The organism is Paenibacillus sp. V4I7 (assembly GCF_030817275.1).
Lineage (GTDB): Bacteria > Bacillota > Bacilli > Paenibacillales > NBRC-103111 > Paenibacillus_E.
The window spans coordinates 1,408,202-1,424,550 of the sequence record NZ_JAUSZD010000002.1 but is presented as its reverse complement, the minus strand read 5'-3'; the positions used below and the strand labels follow the sequence as shown (position 1 = coordinate 1,424,550).

13 protein-coding genes are annotated in these 16,349 nt (G+C 42.2%); 1 reads left to right on the top strand and 12 read right to left on the bottom strand.

Translation table 11 applies throughout. The annotated features are described in order from the left end of the window. Positions 1 to 121 precede the first annotated feature (121 nt). The 9 genes from QFZ80_RS07810 to QFZ80_RS07770 all read right to left on the bottom strand — a co-directional run bounded on the left by QFZ80_RS07810 (position 122) and on the right by QFZ80_RS07770 (position 11,764). Entirely contained in the window at positions 122 to 1,900 is a 1,779-nt protein-coding gene (locus QFZ80_RS07810; protein ID WP_307547690.1) for a sensor histidine kinase, read from the bottom strand. 13 nt (positions 1,901 to 1,913) lie between these two features. Next, positions 1,914 to 3,518, bottom strand: coding sequence for a response regulator transcription factor (locus QFZ80_RS07805; RefSeq protein WP_307558197.1), 1,605 nt, complete (start codon positions 3,516 to 3,518; stop codon positions 1,914 to 1,916). 38 nt (positions 3,519 to 3,556) lie between these two features. Then, on the bottom strand, positions 3,557 to 4,564 hold the full coding sequence (locus QFZ80_RS07800) for a substrate-binding domain-containing protein (RefSeq protein WP_307558196.1): 1,008 nt from the start codon (positions 4,562 to 4,564) through the stop codon (positions 3,557 to 3,559). 73 nt (positions 4,565 to 4,637) lie between these two features. Further along, positions 4,638 to 5,516: a phosphotransferase gene (locus tag QFZ80_RS07795; protein ID WP_307564063.1), complete on the bottom strand. Its 879-nt coding sequence runs from the start codon at positions 5,514 to 5,516 to the stop codon at positions 4,638 to 4,640. A gap of 292 nt (positions 5,517 to 5,808) precedes the next feature. Further along, positions 5,809 to 6,684 (bottom strand): ROK family protein, encoded by an 876-nt coding sequence (locus tag QFZ80_RS07790; protein ID WP_307558194.1) that lies wholly within the window; start codon positions 6,682 to 6,684, stop codon positions 5,809 to 5,811. A gap of 30 nt (positions 6,685 to 6,714) precedes the next feature. Beyond that, entirely contained in the window at positions 6,715 to 8,205 is a 1,491-nt protein-coding gene (locus QFZ80_RS07785; protein ID WP_307558191.1) for a glycoside hydrolase family 32 protein, read from the bottom strand. A 79-nt stretch (positions 8,206 to 8,284) separates the two neighbouring features. Continuing rightward, positions 8,285 to 9,880 carry an ABC transporter substrate-binding protein gene (locus tag QFZ80_RS07780; protein WP_307558189.1) on the bottom strand — a complete coding sequence of 532 codons (1,596 nt, stop codon included), beginning with the start codon at positions 9,878 to 9,880 and terminating at the stop codon, positions 8,285 to 8,287. A 48-nt stretch (positions 9,881 to 9,928) separates the two neighbouring features. After that, positions 9,929 to 10,810 carry a carbohydrate ABC transporter permease gene (locus QFZ80_RS07775; RefSeq protein ID WP_056828104.1) on the bottom strand — a complete coding sequence of 294 codons (882 nt, stop codon included), beginning with the start codon at positions 10,808 to 10,810 and terminating at the stop codon, positions 9,929 to 9,931. An 18-nt stretch (positions 10,811 to 10,828) separates the two neighbouring features. Beyond that, the gene (locus QFZ80_RS07770) at positions 10,829 to 11,764 is read right to left on the bottom strand and encodes an ABC transporter permease (protein ID WP_307555636.1); all 936 of its coding nucleotides are present in this window, start codon (positions 11,762 to 11,764) and stop codon (positions 10,829 to 10,831) included. A gap of 546 nt (positions 11,765 to 12,310) precedes the next feature. On the opposite strand from QFZ80_RS07770, the gene QFZ80_RS07765 reads away from it, so the two are divergent. Then, positions 12,311 to 13,354 carry a LacI family DNA-binding transcriptional regulator gene (locus tag QFZ80_RS07765; RefSeq protein ID WP_307547707.1) on the top strand — a complete coding sequence of 348 codons (1,044 nt, stop codon included), beginning with the start codon at positions 12,311 to 12,313 and terminating at the stop codon, positions 13,352 to 13,354. An 89-nt stretch (positions 13,355 to 13,443) separates the two neighbouring features. On the opposite strand, the gene QFZ80_RS07760 is transcribed toward QFZ80_RS07765, so the two are convergent. The 3 genes from QFZ80_RS07760 to QFZ80_RS07750 form a co-directional block, all read right to left on the bottom strand. After that, positions 13,444 to 14,187, bottom strand: a complete 744-nt coding sequence (locus QFZ80_RS07760; protein WP_307547708.1) for a glycerophosphodiester phosphodiesterase — start codon at positions 14,185 to 14,187, stop codon at positions 13,444 to 13,446. A 146-nt stretch (positions 14,188 to 14,333) separates the two neighbouring features. Further along, positions 14,334 to 15,101 (bottom strand): Cof-type HAD-IIB family hydrolase, encoded by a 768-nt coding sequence (locus tag QFZ80_RS07755; RefSeq protein ID WP_307547710.1) that lies wholly within the window; start codon positions 15,099 to 15,101, stop codon positions 14,334 to 14,336. A 31-nt stretch (positions 15,102 to 15,132) separates the two neighbouring features. Next, a complete protein-coding gene (locus QFZ80_RS07750; RefSeq protein ID WP_307547712.1) occupies positions 15,133 to 16,293 on the bottom strand; it encodes an ROK family transcriptional regulator in 1,161 nt (386 codons plus the stop codon). Positions 16,294 to 16,349: the final 56 nt, after the last annotated feature.

The following is a 16,349-nucleotide window of genomic DNA, read 5'->3' as shown; positions in this document are numbered from 1 at the left end:
TAGAAAATCTTCTCGTGACTGTTGAAATTTCTCTAAAAAGCTCCATACAGTTACTAAAATAAATACAAAAACCCTAGCCTGATATGTGGAATCCGGCTAGGGCTAACTATCTTGTTTACTTCTATTCTATGACTGGCAGCCAAATATTAACGGTAGTTCCTCTCCCTAATTCACTCTCGAAATGCAGCCCAAAAGGATCGCCAAAATGGAGTTTGATTCTTTGATTCACATTTTGCACGCCGATACCACTCCCTTTCTCAGATGTACGATCTTTTTGGTACATTTTATGGATTTCCTCTGGAGACATTCCAATTCCATTATCGATGACCTGAAGAAGAATACGGTTCCCCTTACGTATCCCCGTTATTTGAATATACCCTTTCCCCGCGTTATTTCTTACTCCGTGATAAATAGCATTTTCTACTAGAGGTTGTAAAATAATCTTAATCAACTTATTAGAAAGGATACTCTTATCCACATTGATTTCAAAATCCAATTTAGATTTGTACCGCATTTTCTGGATCGTCAAATAGTTTTTGATATGCTCGATTTCGTTAAAAATGGAAATGAATTCTTGTCCCTTGCTAATGCTTAAACGGAATAACTTAGCCAAGGAAGCTGTCATAAGGATAACCTCTTTCGACTTTCCAGTTTCTGCCATCCATATAATTGAATCTAACGTATTATAAAGAAAATGAGGATTAATCTGAGCTTGTAACACCTGCAGCTCGCTCTTTCTTTTTAACTCCTGTTCCTTTATATTTTGCAGCATTAGTTCTTTGATCTCTATCGTCATTCGATTAAATCGATTACTTAAATGCCCGATTTCATTGGAGCTTTGAATATCAACCTGAATGTCGAAATTCCCCTTTTCTACCTCTTTCATCGAACTTTCAAGATGTTTAATGGGCTTTGAAATACGTAAGGATAGGATAATAGAGAGCAACACTGCGATGATAAGAAACCCTATACCTCCAAAAAAAGTATATGTTCGCAACTCATGCTTATTGGAGACTAATTCGTCCACATAATTGACCCCGACAATTTTCCATCCGGTGCTTTGCGATGTTTTAATCGTGTACATCCGGCTATTTCTACCTTCTGAAGTCACAAAGCTGCTGCCAGGAGTACGCATAACTTGAGAAATCAGTTCTATTTTCTGATTGTTATTAATCATTTGCTGCTCTGGGTGATACACGATGTTTCCCTGTGCGTCCACAATGAAAACATATCCCCTATTTCCAAGTTTAATCTTGTTGCAAATATCGTTGATGACGCTATAATTCAAGTCTACAAGCAGAACGCCGAGCTTTTCATCTCCGACATCACTACTCAGTTCACGGCTTAAGGATATCACGGAATTATACTCGTTAAGAATCATATTTTGTACGTGTGAAGAAGAGATAACGACTTTCCCTTGCGCTTCAATTGCCTTCTTATACCAGCTTTGTTCCGTTGGATCTACTTTTGGATTTAATTTAATATTTTCATTGTAAGGGATAATTTCCCCATTTGTACCAAAGATAAGGATCGACGAAATATCCTTTCTTGTATTCAACACGGAATTCAGTTGGAAGGATATTTTCTGTTTCAAGTCTTCCTTACCGATTGCACCTAGATATACCTGCTTCAAGAGATACTCTTTGATATCATAATTGGAAAGAACCATTCGCGAAATATTGTCCATATAATTGATGTAACTATCCATATTGGAGCTCACTTGTCCCATCAGCTGATAGGTATAGTCGCGTGAATTTTTTTTCACTGCATCTGTGGAAAGATGATAAGACATCCATGCAATTACCATAATCGTGACCACAATTAAGCATGAGAAAGCAACAGCAATGGTTGACTGGATACTTTTGAAACGGAAAAAATGCTTGATTCGATTCCTTACCATATTTACGCCCCTTTTACACCATTCTGCGATACACAGTCGGGGTCATACCCGTCGCTTTTTTGAAAATTAAATTGAAATAATGGGGGTCCATATAGCCTATACGACTCGCGACTTCGTAGGTCCTCAAATCTGTACATTTAAGCAGTTCCTTTGCCTTTTCCACACGAATCCGAGTTAGATAACTTATGAAAGTTTCTCCAGTATGGTTTTTAAAAATAAGGCTAAAGTAACTTGTGCTTAGCACCAGATATTTGCAAACCATATCCATGGACATTTTCGCATCCGCATAATTACCTTTAATAAATTCTTCCGCTTTCAAAGCCTGCATCTTGCAAAAACTGTTTCTTGTTTCAAGGATAAGGCCCGTGGTACGAGAACAGTAATTTTTCAGCCAATCTTCCACTTCATCCAGTGTTTTTAACCCGTAAATTTCGGTCAATGGGCTTGAAGTCTTGCTTTGAAGTGTTTCCCGAATCTCGAGTTCATCTAAAAGATCCAAAATTGAGACGATGATTTGCTGTATGTGAATATAACAACGATCCATCGGCAGATAGGATTCCTTAAGATTCTCAATGATTTTCTCAATGATCCCACCGATCTCCTGCTGAGTTCCCGACTTTAAGGTATTAGCGAGTTTTTTTTCCCAATGCTTATCGAAAGGAATGCTCTCACTCCATTCCCCTTCAATGTCGCCGATATGTATGATCCGATTCTTTCCAAGAAAAAAGCGATAATCAAGAGCAGATAAAGCCCTCTTATGAGAATGATGAATTTTTTTTAGTGTAGAGCAAATATCTCCTACGCCAATGGACACTGTAAACTTCAGATACTCTCGTACCGATAGGTTGATCTCTTCGAAAATTAGTGCTGCTTCTTCACGGAGTATTTCCACATTCTCGTCATACAGGATTACGATTGTTTTTTCATTATTGTTTTGGAACACGAGTCCGTTCTTTTTTCTTGTAATAATTTCTCCACTAATGTTACACACTGCAAAATAAAGCAGTTCACTCTCGCTTTCGGGATAAAATCTTTGCAGTTCTCCATGATCATCTACATCAATCACTGCGACTAAATAATGGCTTCCCGGTAAATCAATTTCCAAATAGGCAAGCTTATCCTCAAGCTTGCTTTCACGTAGTTCTCCTGTAACCAACTGATTCAAGAACCGCTCTCTTACGAGAGGCAAACTCTCTCTAAGCTGCTGCTTAAGCTTGCTTAAATCCTCCACCTTACGATTCTCATCATCAAGATCCTCCTTTACTTTGGAGAGGATTTGACATAATTCATCGGCTGTATTCGGCTTTAAGATATAATCATGCACCTTCAACTTCAATGCTTGCTGAGCATATTCAAATTCATCGTAACCCGTAAGAATAATTATTTTGGTGTGAGGATAATGTTCAAAGAGATAACGTGACACTTCTAAACCATCCATCAAAGGCATGTTAATATCCGTTAAAACCACATCGGGTTGAAGCTGTTCGAGTGCCTTCAGCACCTCACGACCATTTTCAAAGTCGCCAACCACCTCAAATCCCAACTCATTCCAGTTTAGACTATCTCGTATTCCTTCTCTTACGTTGTCTTCATCATCCGCAATGATAATTTTATACATACATTTCACCACTACGCTTTCGAATTTTATAAAGAATATTACCAACCTTTGTAGGTTTCAACATTATCTTGAGTAATCAGATCAACAGGAATTTTAATTAACGATTCTATCTTTTCACCTTTAAGAACTTTAAAGCCTTCATCCATTGCCAATTTAATCATTTCAAATGGATACTGTGCAGAGGTTGCAACAAAGCTTTTCTTTTCTTTAAGCGCATTAACGGCATCTGGTGCACCATCTACACCAACGATAAACATTTCTTTGTCGCTACCTGCTTGTTCCGCAGCAATTTTAGCACCAACTCCAGAAGGGTCATTCGTTGCAAATACAGCATCAATTCCCCCTTTTTTATAGGCTTGAAAAATGGTTTCCATCATTGAAACCGATATGTCACGGTTGCCATACCCATTTTTCTTAGTAACTACTCTAATTCCTGGAGTATCTTTAATCGCTTCTTCAAATCCAGCGATACGATCCGTTACAGCAGATACAGGAGGCCCGTCAATAACAACAACATTTCCTTTTCCATTCAAACGCTTAACAATATATTCACCAGCTAATTTTCCAGCAAGAAAGTTATCTGAGGTTACAACCGTATTCACACCTCCATCTGCACCTACGTCAACTGCAATGACGGGGATTCCCTCCTCTCTAGCTTGACTAACAGCACCAGCTATACCTTTGGAATCTACAGCATTTAGAAGAATCACATTTACTTTTCTTGCAATAAAATCCTTAATTTGAGCTGTTTGCTTAGCCAAGTCACCTTCTGCACTTACTGTGATTACATCAGCACCATGCAGCATTGCACCTGCAGTCGCACCTTTGGACATCGCAACAAAGAATGGATTGCTTAAATTTTGCAAAGTAAATCCTACCACTACTTCTTTCTTTTTTTTTGCCGGTTCTGCATTTTCTGTTTCTAAAGGTGCAAACGTTGCTTCAGATGTTTTTGAAGGTTCCGGTATTCTACTTGAAAAGCATGCTGTAAGCGCAACTAAAGCAAGTGCAACAAATACATAGGATAATACTTTTATGCTTTTCATAGTAAACTAGCCCCTAATATTTTTTTTATTTACTTAATTAACACGCCTAGATTGCTTGCTAATTTTATGATTATTATAATTGGTAAATCCCTTGTTCAATTCGCTGAATGCAATTTTCAGCAAACTTGTAATAATCAAAATTATGGTGACTATCCCCTTTGGTAAGTCCACTGTAAAACATTCCCCACGCAACCTCTCGAACCATCGACACGAATTTCATGTCCTGAAAAATGTGAAATGCTTCCTCCTCGAAATATCCGAAATATAACTTTAACCACTCACGCTCATCTGTTTCACTGAACTGGTTTGTAAACGGAATGAGCGTCAATTCGAAAAACAAATCTCCGACTCCCGACAACTCCCAATCAATAATTTGCAACTGTTGGCCTGTATAGATCATATTGCATAAAAAGGAATCATTGTGACAGAATTTGTTGTTATTTTCTTTGTCATTACTCCGCTTATGCGCGATTTTCTCTACTCGATGCAAAATTCGGTTTAATCCATCAGGATGCTTGACTTGAAACTGATCTGCGCCTTTCAAATATCCATGAATTAAATCATAAGGAGTACATGTTCTGCCTTGACCTTCCATACGATGTATTCGTTTAAGGCGATCCATAATCATTTCTTTGATACGATCGTCTTTGAGATCATCTTTCTCAAGCATTCGCCCTTCTATAAATTCCGTGACTACAAATTGTTCCGGATAATTACTCGGAATCACTTTAGGAGCAAAGCCTTCGCGGTTTGCCTTCTTCATCACTTCTACTTCGGAGCGGCGTGTCAGGTTCAAATACTCATTTTGCCTGCTATTGATGCGAAGAACGTAATTACTCTGTTTCGTTTTTACCTTGTAGGTTTGGTTGCACAGCCCACCATTAAGACTTTCAAAACTTAAGAATTCATAGTTTAACTCTGGTACTTCGCGAATAATTTCTTCAACTTTCATGTTCAACAGGATTCACCCCTAATTCGATCGGACATAAAATAATGCTGGTTCCATCATTAAAACGTTTACGTATACGTTTACATTAGTAAAGCAATTACATTATATCTCTCTCACTACGATTTATGAAACAAATATTTTACCAGCGGCCGTACCACCAAGTTTCAGCTTCCTGATCCGGCCAATGATCCCCGCCCGACTCCTATGCTTTGTTTTGTGTACATCTAAAGGAAAAATACCTCCACTACGATGAATAGCTGGAGGTACTTTCCGATATTTTCTTGGTGTGGCACTTCTAAATATCCAAGGCTTGCTTAGCCAAGGCCAGGGCACCGCAAAGGCCAGCGTTACCGCCTAGAGCGGGTTGTACAATGTAACTATCGTTGTCCTCTGAAAAAGCCGGATGCTGTACGTAACCATTCAACAGTTTACGAACTTGTTCGCGTATAAGCGGGAATAAGTGAGACTGGTTCATAACGCCGCCACCGATAATGATTTTCTCCGGAGAAAGAATGAGCGCGTAATTGACTAGTGCCTGAGCTATATAATAGCTTTCCATTTCCCAAGCAGAATGAGTATCTCCAAGTTCAAACGCCTTCGATCCCCAACGATCCTCCAGCGCCGGTCCGGCCGCCAGTCCTTCCAAACAATCTTTGTGAAAGGGGCAGTGTCCTTCATAGCTGTCATCCGGATGCCGCCGTACAAGAATGTGCCCCATTTCCGGATGGGTCAAACCATGAACGAGCTTGCCTTCAACGATTGCACCTGCACCGATCCCGGTTCCGACCGTCATGTACAGGCAGCTGTTCAACCCTGCTGCTGCCCCCCATGTTGCTTCCCCCAAGGCAGCTGCATTCACATCGGTATCAAAACCGATAGGGATGTCAAAGCACCGCTGCAAATGCCCCACGATTCGGTAACCGCTCCAGTGCGGCTTTGGAGTCCTTGTTACGGAACCATAAGTCGAGCTCTGCGGGTTCACATCGATCGGGCCGAAGGTTCCGATTCCAATCGCTTGTATCTCTTTAGATGCAAAGAAATCCATCGCATTGCCGAGCGTAGCTTCAGGTGTCGTTGTTGGGATAGAGATGCGGTCAAGGATTTCGCCATCTGCCGTACCAATCCCGCATACGAACTTTGTCCCGCCGCCTTCGATAGCACCTAATAACAATTCGTTTCCCTCACAATCATCGTCACTTTGTTATACCGTCACAACTGAATAGATCGATCTCAATGGATGAAGCGCTAAAGAAATGACCTTGGCCTTTCCATCAAGCACATAAAGTTCTAAACCTGTACTGGACGGATCCGGAAAAATTTGATCGGTAATCACGATCTCCCCGTCATTTGCAAAGACTTCAATGGAGGAGTTATCGACAAAAAGGTGCAGCTTTAGCCGTCCGTTTTGAAGCTCCAATTGTACATCATGCTTACAAGCAAATGCATCATGAAATCCACTTTCACCGGAGTTGCAGCGGTCAACAAACAATGTCTGCATAGCGGTGTTATAGCCGACTACGGTTTCTTCCCGCTCCGAATTCCGAAGCTTAAAACCAACTTCCGATGCGTCGCCCAAATCGATCTCACATTCGAGCTCATAGATATCGCTGTGCACGTCCGAAAGTATGTTTTGACCGGGGCTAACGGTAACCTCTTGCCAAACCTGCGCTTCTAACCGAAGCTTCTGCAAATCCGTCACAGGCTTTTGAACCAAACGGATTCCAGATGGCCCCTTCTTCAGGGAAAGCACCCGTGGCAGTGTCATTGCGCTTCTCCAACTGGTCGTCGGGGTGAGATTTGCATACTTCCAATTGCTCATCCAGCCGATAAACAGCTTTTCTTTATCCGATCTAACAACATCTGACCATGTTACACCAGCATAGTTATCTCTTCCATGATCCACCCACAATACGGTTTCAGGAGATGAATCGTTCATAAACGTACTTCCGTCAAAGCTCCCGACAAAATATTGTGTCCTTGAACCTTCCGCCATCTGTGGATGATCTCCGATGCTGACGATCAGTATCCATTTCGTTTCTTCAGCATGACCTTCTATCGGTAGCTCTATTAAGTCCGGACATTCCCATACTCCGTCGTGTGAGCCCTCTGAGGCACCGAACTCACTTGCAAAAGACCATTCCTTTAGATTGGAAGACGTATAGAAATGAACACAGTCATCCACTGCAAGCACCATGATCCACTGCTGTTTTGAGGAATGCCAGAATACTTTAGGATCCCGGAAATCCGTTATTTGCTCGTTGCACAACACAGGATTCCCCTCATACATCACCCACGTTCTGCCTTTATCCAAACTATAAGCAAGGCTTTGCCTCTGTCTCGGACGTTCGGAATCCGGATAATGGTCCGCGTGGGTGAAAATAGCAACCAGACCAGGCTTACCAGAGAAAAATCCGCTGGTATCCTCCCAATCCACCACTGCGCTACCGGAGAATATGAAACCATTCTGATCAGGTTTTAACGCAATCGGGCAATGCTCCCAATGGGTCAAATCCGTACTGATTGCATGTCCCCAATGCATCGGCCCCCAGGTTGTACCTTCTGGATAATGCTGATAAAACAAGTGATATTCCCCATCGAAATATACCATTCCATTTGGATCGTTCATCCACTTAGCCGGAGGTGTAAAATGAAACTGTGGCCGGTACTTTTCTCTATACATAATAGTTGACATCTCTTCCACTCCCTCTATTTTAAAAAAACCGGAGCGTCACCTTCATACTCGATCCGCTCCGGCGGTCTTATAACAAAACTTATTTTTTTACGTTTCTGTCGTAACCTGCTTGTTTAATCTTCAACCAATCTTGTAGACCCAGACGGTCCAATTCTTTTAAATAACCAGCCCATTCAGCATCAATTTTCCCATTCTGAATCCACTCAGTCCGTTTTCTCAGTACATAGGCAAACATATCTGTTTCAATCGCAGAAAGTCGATCCAATTCTTCTAGAGAGAAGAACACTTTTGGATATATATTTTTAGCCTTCATGTCCGGGACCATCACTTTTTTCATTAGGTCCAATCTCCATGCCGCATCGTCTGGCTTCGTCGTAACATTGCCATAGTAAGAATCCAAAATCGCCAATGGTCCGCCAACAAAGGTTTTCTGTCTCAATTCCCAAGGAGACGTTCCGTTCAACGGTAAATGTTTCAGCATTTTTTTAGATTCATCGAATTCAAAGATATTTTGCTGCGCTTTATCCCCATAAGTGCCCCAGTTGTTTTGTACGGATTGGGTTGGATCGTATAGGGAATCAATCCATTTTGCCGTTGTTTCGATATTTTTATTTGTTTTGGTGATAACCATTCTTCCTCTATCGAAGCCCATTCCGTTCGTTCTCGTTACGTTTTTCCAGCCATTCGGCCCTTCAAGCGCAGGCATAAGGTCATATTTATCATTCATGCCCGTAATATTTCCCTTATCCCATGTGAAGTACAAACCATAACGATTTTCTTTTCCTTTAGCTAAATAGGTATTCCAATCCTGCGTAGGCGCTTCAACATCCATTAAACCTTCTTTATATAATTCATTTAGAAACTTGACGCCTTCCTTAAAGCTATTATCAGCAGATGTGAAAATAACCTTTCCATCATCACTGACAACCGTATGGTCCCAGTTCTCACCCAGACCGAAGGAGCCGAATAAGAAAGCCAAGTCTTCTCCGCCGGTTTTATTAATAAAGGACATAGGTATTTCATCCGCTTTTCCATTACCGTTCGGGTCTTTTGTTTTAAAAGCAATCAAAACTTGTTTTAATTCTTCGGTCGTTTTAGGCATTTTCAAGCCTAACTTATTTAGCCATTCCACATTAATCCAAGGAAAATCGTCGACCGAATGGATACTTTCCTTACCCGCGCCCAGCTCCTCAATCCATGGGAATGAATATATATGGCCATCTGGGGCCGTAATCATCGATTTATATTGCGGCGCTTTCTCCAAAACCTTCTTGAAATTTGGCATTTGTTTTTCAATAATGTCATCGAGCTGAATAATGGTTCCGTCCTTTGCCAATTTAAGCAAATCGTAGTCACCCAAGGCTGCATCGAAAATCGCATCAGGAAGGTCACCGCTGGCAATCGCTAAATTTCTTTTCTCCGTAAACGAATCCCACGGATAATTCTCCCAATCAATGTGTATTCCCGTCTTCTCTTCTAGACGTTGGAATATCGCCTTTTTATTAGGATCTTCGGGAGCTAGCGGTGAGCTTTGTGTCATAAACTTCAAAGTGGGTTTCGCTGTTGTACCTGTGGCTGCACTTGATGCTGTCGTCTCGCCTGATTCTTTGCTGCACCCCGTTACTGCTAATAATGCCGCCATTGAAATGAATAATGCCTTTTGGGAATGTTTCATAAAAATAACCCTCCTCTTTTTTGGAAAACCTATATGCTTGTCGATCCATTATTTTAATGAACCGACCAAAACACCCTTTTCAAAATATTTTTGGAAAAAAGGATACATAACAAGTAACGGTAGACTGGAAATGACAATGGACGAATACTTAATGATCTCAGATAGCCGTTTCAGTTCTGCCATAGCCAATTGGTCCGCAATCATGCCAGGATTTACTTGATTCTGAATTAAGATAGATCTTAAAACCAACTGTAGAGGCAGTAAATTTGCACTCTTCAAATAAATTAACGCGTCGAAATAAGAATTCCATTGACCTACGAATGCATATAGAGCTAATACGAAAATAATTGGTTTAGATAGAGGGAGAACAATCTTGAAGAAGATACGCACCTCAGATGCACCATCGACCTTGGCTGCCTCGTTCAATTCGTTCGGAATACCACTAAAGAATGTCCTTGCCAAAACAATATTCCAAACATTTACAGCCGTTGGTAGGATGATCGCCCATACCGTATCTAACATTCCCAAGTTTTTTATCACCAGATAGGTTGGAATTAATCCCCCGCCGAAAAACATAGTGACGACAAACAGAATCGTAAAAAACTTTTTACCTACGAAACCAGCAACCGATAAAGGGTAGCCGGCAAAAATGGAGACAACGACGGTAACAAAAGAAAATGCGACAGAGTAAAAAAGAGCATTTACAAATCCCCGGATCATCGCATGATTCGATAAGATGACTTTATACCCTTGAACACTATAATCCGCAAGATGGAAAGAGATCCCTTTATTTAACAGTGCAGTCGGCTCCATAAACGATGCCACGACTACATAAATTAAGGGAACTACAACGATCAATACAGCAAAGAACAATAGAATGTAATTGATGGTCAGAATAAAACGGTCCAATCTAGTAGGCTTAAAATTCATACGGCATCTCCTTTTCTTTTAATAGAGGCCTTCACCTTCATTTAATTTCTTCACGACAATATTAACGAGGATAAGTAAACCGACATTAATAACGGAGTTAAATAGACCAACGGCAGAAGAATAGGCGTAATTTCCTGCTTGCAAACCAATTTTATACACATAGGTTGGAATGATCTCTGAAGTCGGAACATTCATTGCCGTTTGCATCAAATAGGCTTTCTCAAATCCAATTGCCATAATGCCGCCGGCAGCTAAGATGAATACGATTGCCATAACCGGTTTAATCGTAGGCAAGTCGATGTGTTTAATTCTTTGCAGCAGGTTAGCTCCATCAATGGTTGCAGCATTATGGAGTTCGGGATCAACGCCGGCTAATGCAGCTACATAAATAATCGATGACCAGCCCGCTCCCTGCCAAATGCCAGATAAGATATAAAGTGTACGAAAATAATCCGGGTCTGACATAAAACTAATAGGATGACCTGTAATCAGGGTTAGAATCTTATTAATCGGCCCTACCGGCGATAAGAAGACGAATAGCATCCCGACAACTACGACAACGGATATAAAGTTTGGCGCATATAAGACCAATTGAATCCTTTTTTTAACACCAGCTTTGCGCAATTGGTTCAGCATAAGCGCTAATAAAATGGGAACCGGGAAACCAAGTATGAGTCCGTAAGCACTAAGTTTCAGCGTGTTCATGAAAATAACTTCAAAATTTGGTGAGGTTAAAAACTTCGTAAAATGCTTTAATCCAACCCATTCACTGCCGAAAATCCCTTTGCTCGGACTAAAGTCTTTAAAAGCAATGACCGCCCCGTACATGGGCACGTACTTAAATATGATCGTCAGGATGAAGGCTGGTGCCATCAGTAAGTACAGGAAAGGATTTTTCCTCATATAATCGATTTTACTTATAAATGCATGACTTTTCTGTTTAACTGCTCTCATTTCAACTTCCGCTAATTCTTGCAAGACAGTACCCCCTAACTCAATATCCATAGAATTATTCATTTGCACAATATTTTGCATGCAACCGTGACTTCCCACATGCGAACCCTTGTAAGGAAGGGCTTACATTTTTCACTTTATCCTTTCGGCCACAATTTCAATTTACACTCAACATTGAATTTAGTCAACAAAATTTTAATGTATTTTTGTTCATATGCAAACTAAATAAAGTGCATTTCCACACTAACAATCGATAAACCCGCCTATTTTCATGCATCTTTTCTTATTGCCAAAGATAAAACAGAGTTAGTAATGTAACTTTCGAATGAACTTCAATTCATTTGCACAAATACAAATGTGCATTTGTTTATATAAATTAACGTAAATGTAGCATTATTACCACTTTGCAAATGCACTAATTATTCGATCTATATTTGTTCATTTGTAACCTTGTGAATTGACATTTTATTTATAATATTATACATTTAGTTTAAATTAATCATTCATTAATCTGAGGACTGATGTTGTTCGCAAAGGAGTAAGCACATGAGTAAAGAAAAAATCACCATACAATATATCGCGGACTCCTTGGGGTTATCCAGGAATACCGTTTCTAAAGCTCTTAACGGGAGTGAAAGTATTCCTGCAGAAACAAGAAATAAGGTATTAAAACGTGCGATTGAGTTAAATTATAAACAGTTTGCTCTTATAGATACGGATACGTTAACCACCAAAAATACGGGTAACATTGCACTTTTAACATCAAATATGCCGAGCAATAGTCATTTTGGCGCTTCATCGCTAAGCGGGCTTGAGAAAAAAATCAGTTCCGATGGCTTTAATTTATCCATTCACATTGTTCGGGAATCGGATATTGATTCGTTAGTACTGCCTAATAATTTCGATACTAAAAAAGTGGATGGTATCGTTTGTATTGAGCTATTTGACAAGAAGTACACCCAATTAATCAGTTCTTTGGGAATCCCCGCCATTTTTATAGATTCCACAGTGGATATCTTTTATTCCGAACTTCAAGCAGATATTATTTTAATGGAAAACGAACAAAGCACTTATTATCTGACAAAGAAATTAATTGATAATGGTTATACAAGCATAGGTTTTATTGGCGATTACAATCATTGTAAAAGTTTTAATGAAAGATGGGTTGGATTTAATCGGGCATTACTAGACTCTCATTTGCAGCTTGACCCTTTGTTTTGCATAGTTGAAGAAGATCGATATGTTGCGGATCCTAAATGGTTGGAGAATCGGTTGGAGAATATGAAAAACCTTCCGTCCGCATTTGTTTGTGCGAATGATTTTATTGCCATTAACGTGATGAGGATATTAAAAAATAAAAATGTACAAATACCAGAAGATATTGTTATCAGCGGTTTTGATAACTCTCCTGAGTCGCAGATTGTAGAACCTCATTTAACAACCGTCCATATATTCCGAGAAGAAATTGGAATCCTGGCCGCTGAAATATTGTTGTCCAGGGTCGAGAACCCTCTCAAGCCTCCTCAAATTACTCACGTTCAAACGAAGCCGATATTTCGTGAATCTACGGGTAAGTTAAACGAATCGTAATTTATGAAACCATAAAACAATAAACCGCTGCACCCTATGAATGGTGCAGCGGTTTATTGTTTTCTTAAGAAAGGAGTCGGGAAAATTTTTCACTTGGAATCCTGCGTTTGCAACAAATCTTTTAATCTTCCAGGGAAGTTCGTAATAATACCCGAAACCCCAAGCCCAGTTAGATGCAGCAGATCATTTACTTCATTAGCCGTATAAGGGTAGACATAAAGCCCGCTCTCTGTCGCGTTCAGCACATCCTCGGCATCCAGCATTTCAAAGTAAGGATGAAGCGAGTACACTTCCACATCAAAACTGCGTGCGTATGCGGTAGGATCAAGTAATTTCGATTGATACAAAAGACCGATCTTGGCTTCCGATTCCATTTGTTTGATCCTTCTGACACACTTATGGTCGAAAGATGAAACGATGACATTATTCAAACGGTTACGTCTACGCAGAATTTCAACTATCTTATGCTCCATTCTGCCATCATAGGAGTATTTGATTTCCACGTTAATCATGATGGAATCAGGTACTAGATCAAAGACTTCGTCCAAAGTCGGCACAGTCTCCCCTTTGAACTCATCGCCAAACCAGAAACCAGCATCATAGGTTTTGATTTCCGATAAGCTTTTCTCCGCTATCAGGCCTTTCCCGTCTGTAGTCCGGTCCAACGTCATATCATGACAAACGACAATTTCATCGTCGGCGGTCAAATGAACGTCAAGCTCAATCCCTTCGCATCCCTGGCTTAACCCAAGCTGGAAAGCAACGCGTGTATTCTCTGGGGCCATTCCTTTGGCCCCACGGTGTGCAATAATCATCGGTTTGTTTATAAGCATTCTTATTTCCTTTCCGGCTATGGTCTTCGTCATAGGCTTTTTTAGTAATCGGGAAGTATCCCGTATTGACTTGTCAGTAAGCCTGCTCCGCATAACCGGGAAACCGGTTGTGAACGGCACCAACCCCCAGCTCGCGGGGCCGACCCTTATACAATTGAACGGAACTCGGCTATGTCCAGACCAAAAATAAATTTTTGCACCGCCTTGGCGACGCCGTCCTCGTTGTTGGACATCGTGACGGCATCAGCGATCGCCTTGACCTGCTCCTCGGCGTTGCCCATCGCCACACCAAGCCCAGCCGATCGTAGCATCGAAATATCATTCTCGCTGTCGCCGACCGCCAAGACCTGTGCCATTTCGATGCCGAGCAGCCGGCAAACCTCCCGTACGCCGCTTTCCTTCGTGATCCCCTTGACGGAGATTTCCACATTGACCGGAGCGGAAGAGGTAATCTCCAGCTCGCCCCAGCTGAGCAGCTCCTCGCGGATACGCGCCACTACCCCCAAATCGTCATGCTTCATGCCGAATTTCATCCAATCCATTTCGAACAGCTCTTCGCTCCAATTGCCCTGGCCAGACAGGCTCTCCACGGAATATCCCCAGTAATGCGCATCTTCCCGGAGAGCCAGCTCATGCAGCCGGCGAACTGTTTCGCGGGGCAAATGGGTGCGAGCCATTAACTGGTTCGGCCCTTCCCAAATCTCCGCTCCGTTCAACAGAACCATAGGCGAATCGAGCTCCAGCTCCTGCCAAAAAGAGCTTACGGTCTGCATCCCCCGGCCTGTAGCGAACATCACGGTTACCCCATGGTCCACAGCTTTCCAGATCCACTTCTTCGTTTCTTCCGTCACCTGCTTATCGTCGGTAAGCAGCGTACCGTCCATATCCAAAGCCAACAATTTATATTCAGACATTCCCTTGATCTCCTCCGCGCTCTCTTTCCGATTACAGCGACAGGCTGTTGACAGGCACTTCAAATACGCGCTTCATCACCAAGCCTGCGGCCAGAGCTGATTCGTCCGGTTTCTGCCGCATGTAACTTAGTCGCACGCCACGGCATGTTTCCGGCACGTTCGCTAGAATCCGCTCGTCCATGGCCGGGATCAGCCGATCGCCCAAAACTTCCAGCAGCTTCCCCGTCATCAACACATGGTCGGGGTTAAGAAACGTGATCACATTGCTTACGGCCAAACAGAGTGCGGTCACAACGGTTTCGTACAGCGCCGCCATCAGTGGCTCTCCGGCGCGAACGCCTTCAGTGAACTCATCCAGCGTCAAACCGACATTCACTGCCAGTCCGCTTGTAGAGGCAAGCGTAGTCAAGCAGCCGGTTCCCCCGCAGTGGCAGCGGTAAGCGTTCGCGCCAGTGAATGCCTTGTAATGCCCGAACTCCCCTGCTCCGAACGTGGACCCGGTTACCAACTGATTATCGGCTACAATGGCGCCGCCTATGCCGTAATCGAATTTCAGCGTTAAATTGTTCGACGAGCCCTTAAGGCTGCCATGCATATTTTCGTTGATCGCCAATAAATTAACGTCGTTCTCCAGGTAGAAGGACATATCGTACTTATTCTCCAATCGCTCCTGCAAAGGAAACCGGCCCCATCCTAATCCGGGCAGCCGCAGGGCGATCCCCTGTTTGGAATCCACCAGCCCTTGTATGCTCAAGCCGATCCCCTTGATCCTGCTTCGTTCCGGCGTTAGCTCCAAAAGCTCCTCGATCACCTCGCACACAGTCGCAAGAATGTGATCTTCGTTCAAGTAGCGCTCGACAGGTCGCCTGGCTTCGCCTACAAGATCGTAGCGGAAATTGTGCAAAGCCCCCCTGACATATTTGCCAGCGAGCTCAATGCCGATTGCGAACATATTCATAACATTGACCGTCAGCGGAACCGGCTTGCGGCCTCCGCTGCTTCCGATGGGCGTACCCTCGACCACGAGATCCTCCTGTAGCAACCGGTTGACGATGTTGGTCACAGTTTGCTGGGTCAATCCCGTTAATTCGGCCAATTCCACCCGTGATATCGGTTCTTCGTTAAAAATTAGATGCAGCACCTTTTGCTGATTGATTGATTTGAGCAGTTGCTGGCTGGTTACTCTAGTCATTCGCTTCTTTCACCACTCCTTTTGGCATTATGATAAAATGATTCCTGCGACAGCTT

Bases quoted from the DNA above. Each gene is read 5' to 3' on its own strand.
- QFZ80_RS07810 (WP_307547690.1), bottom strand. From the start codon at position 1,900: ATGGTAAGGAATCGAATCAAGCATTTTTTCCGTTTCAAAAGTATCCAG.
- QFZ80_RS07805 (WP_307558197.1), bottom strand. From the start codon at position 3,518: ATGTATAAAATTATCATTGCGGATGATGAAGACAACGTAAGAGAAGGA.
- QFZ80_RS07800 (WP_307558196.1), bottom strand. From the start codon at position 4,564: ATGAAAAGCATAAAAGTATTATCCTATGTATTTGTTGCACTTGCTTTA.
- QFZ80_RS07795 (WP_307564063.1), bottom strand. From the start codon at position 5,516: ATGAAAGTTGAAGAAATTATTCGCGAAGTACCAGAGTTAAACTATGAA.
- QFZ80_RS07785 (WP_307558191.1), bottom strand. From the start codon at position 8,205: ATGTCAACTATTATGTATAGAGAAAAGTACCGGCCACAGTTTCATTTT.
- QFZ80_RS07780 (WP_307558189.1), bottom strand. From the start codon at position 9,880: ATGAAACATTCCCAAAAGGCATTATTCATTTCAATGGCGGCATTATTA.
- QFZ80_RS07775 (WP_056828104.1), bottom strand. From the start codon at position 10,810: ATGAATTTTAAGCCTACTAGATTGGACCGTTTTATTCTGACCATCAAT.
- QFZ80_RS07770 (WP_307555636.1), bottom strand. From the start codon at position 11,764: ATGAGAGCAGTTAAACAGAAAAGTCATGCATTTATAAGTAAAATCGAT.
- QFZ80_RS07765 (WP_307547707.1), top strand. From the start codon at position 12,311: ATGAGTAAAGAAAAAATCACCATACAATATATCGCGGACTCCTTGGGG.
- QFZ80_RS07760 (WP_307547708.1), bottom strand. From the start codon at position 14,187: ATGCTTATAAACAAACCGATGATTATTGCACACCGTGGGGCCAAAGGA.
- QFZ80_RS07755 (WP_307547710.1), bottom strand. From the start codon at position 15,101: ATGTCTGAATATAAATTGTTGGCTTTGGATATGGACGGTACGCTGCTT.
- QFZ80_RS07750 (WP_307547712.1), bottom strand. From the start codon at position 16,293: ATGACTAGAGTAACCAGCCAGCAACTGCTCAAATCAATCAATCAGCAA.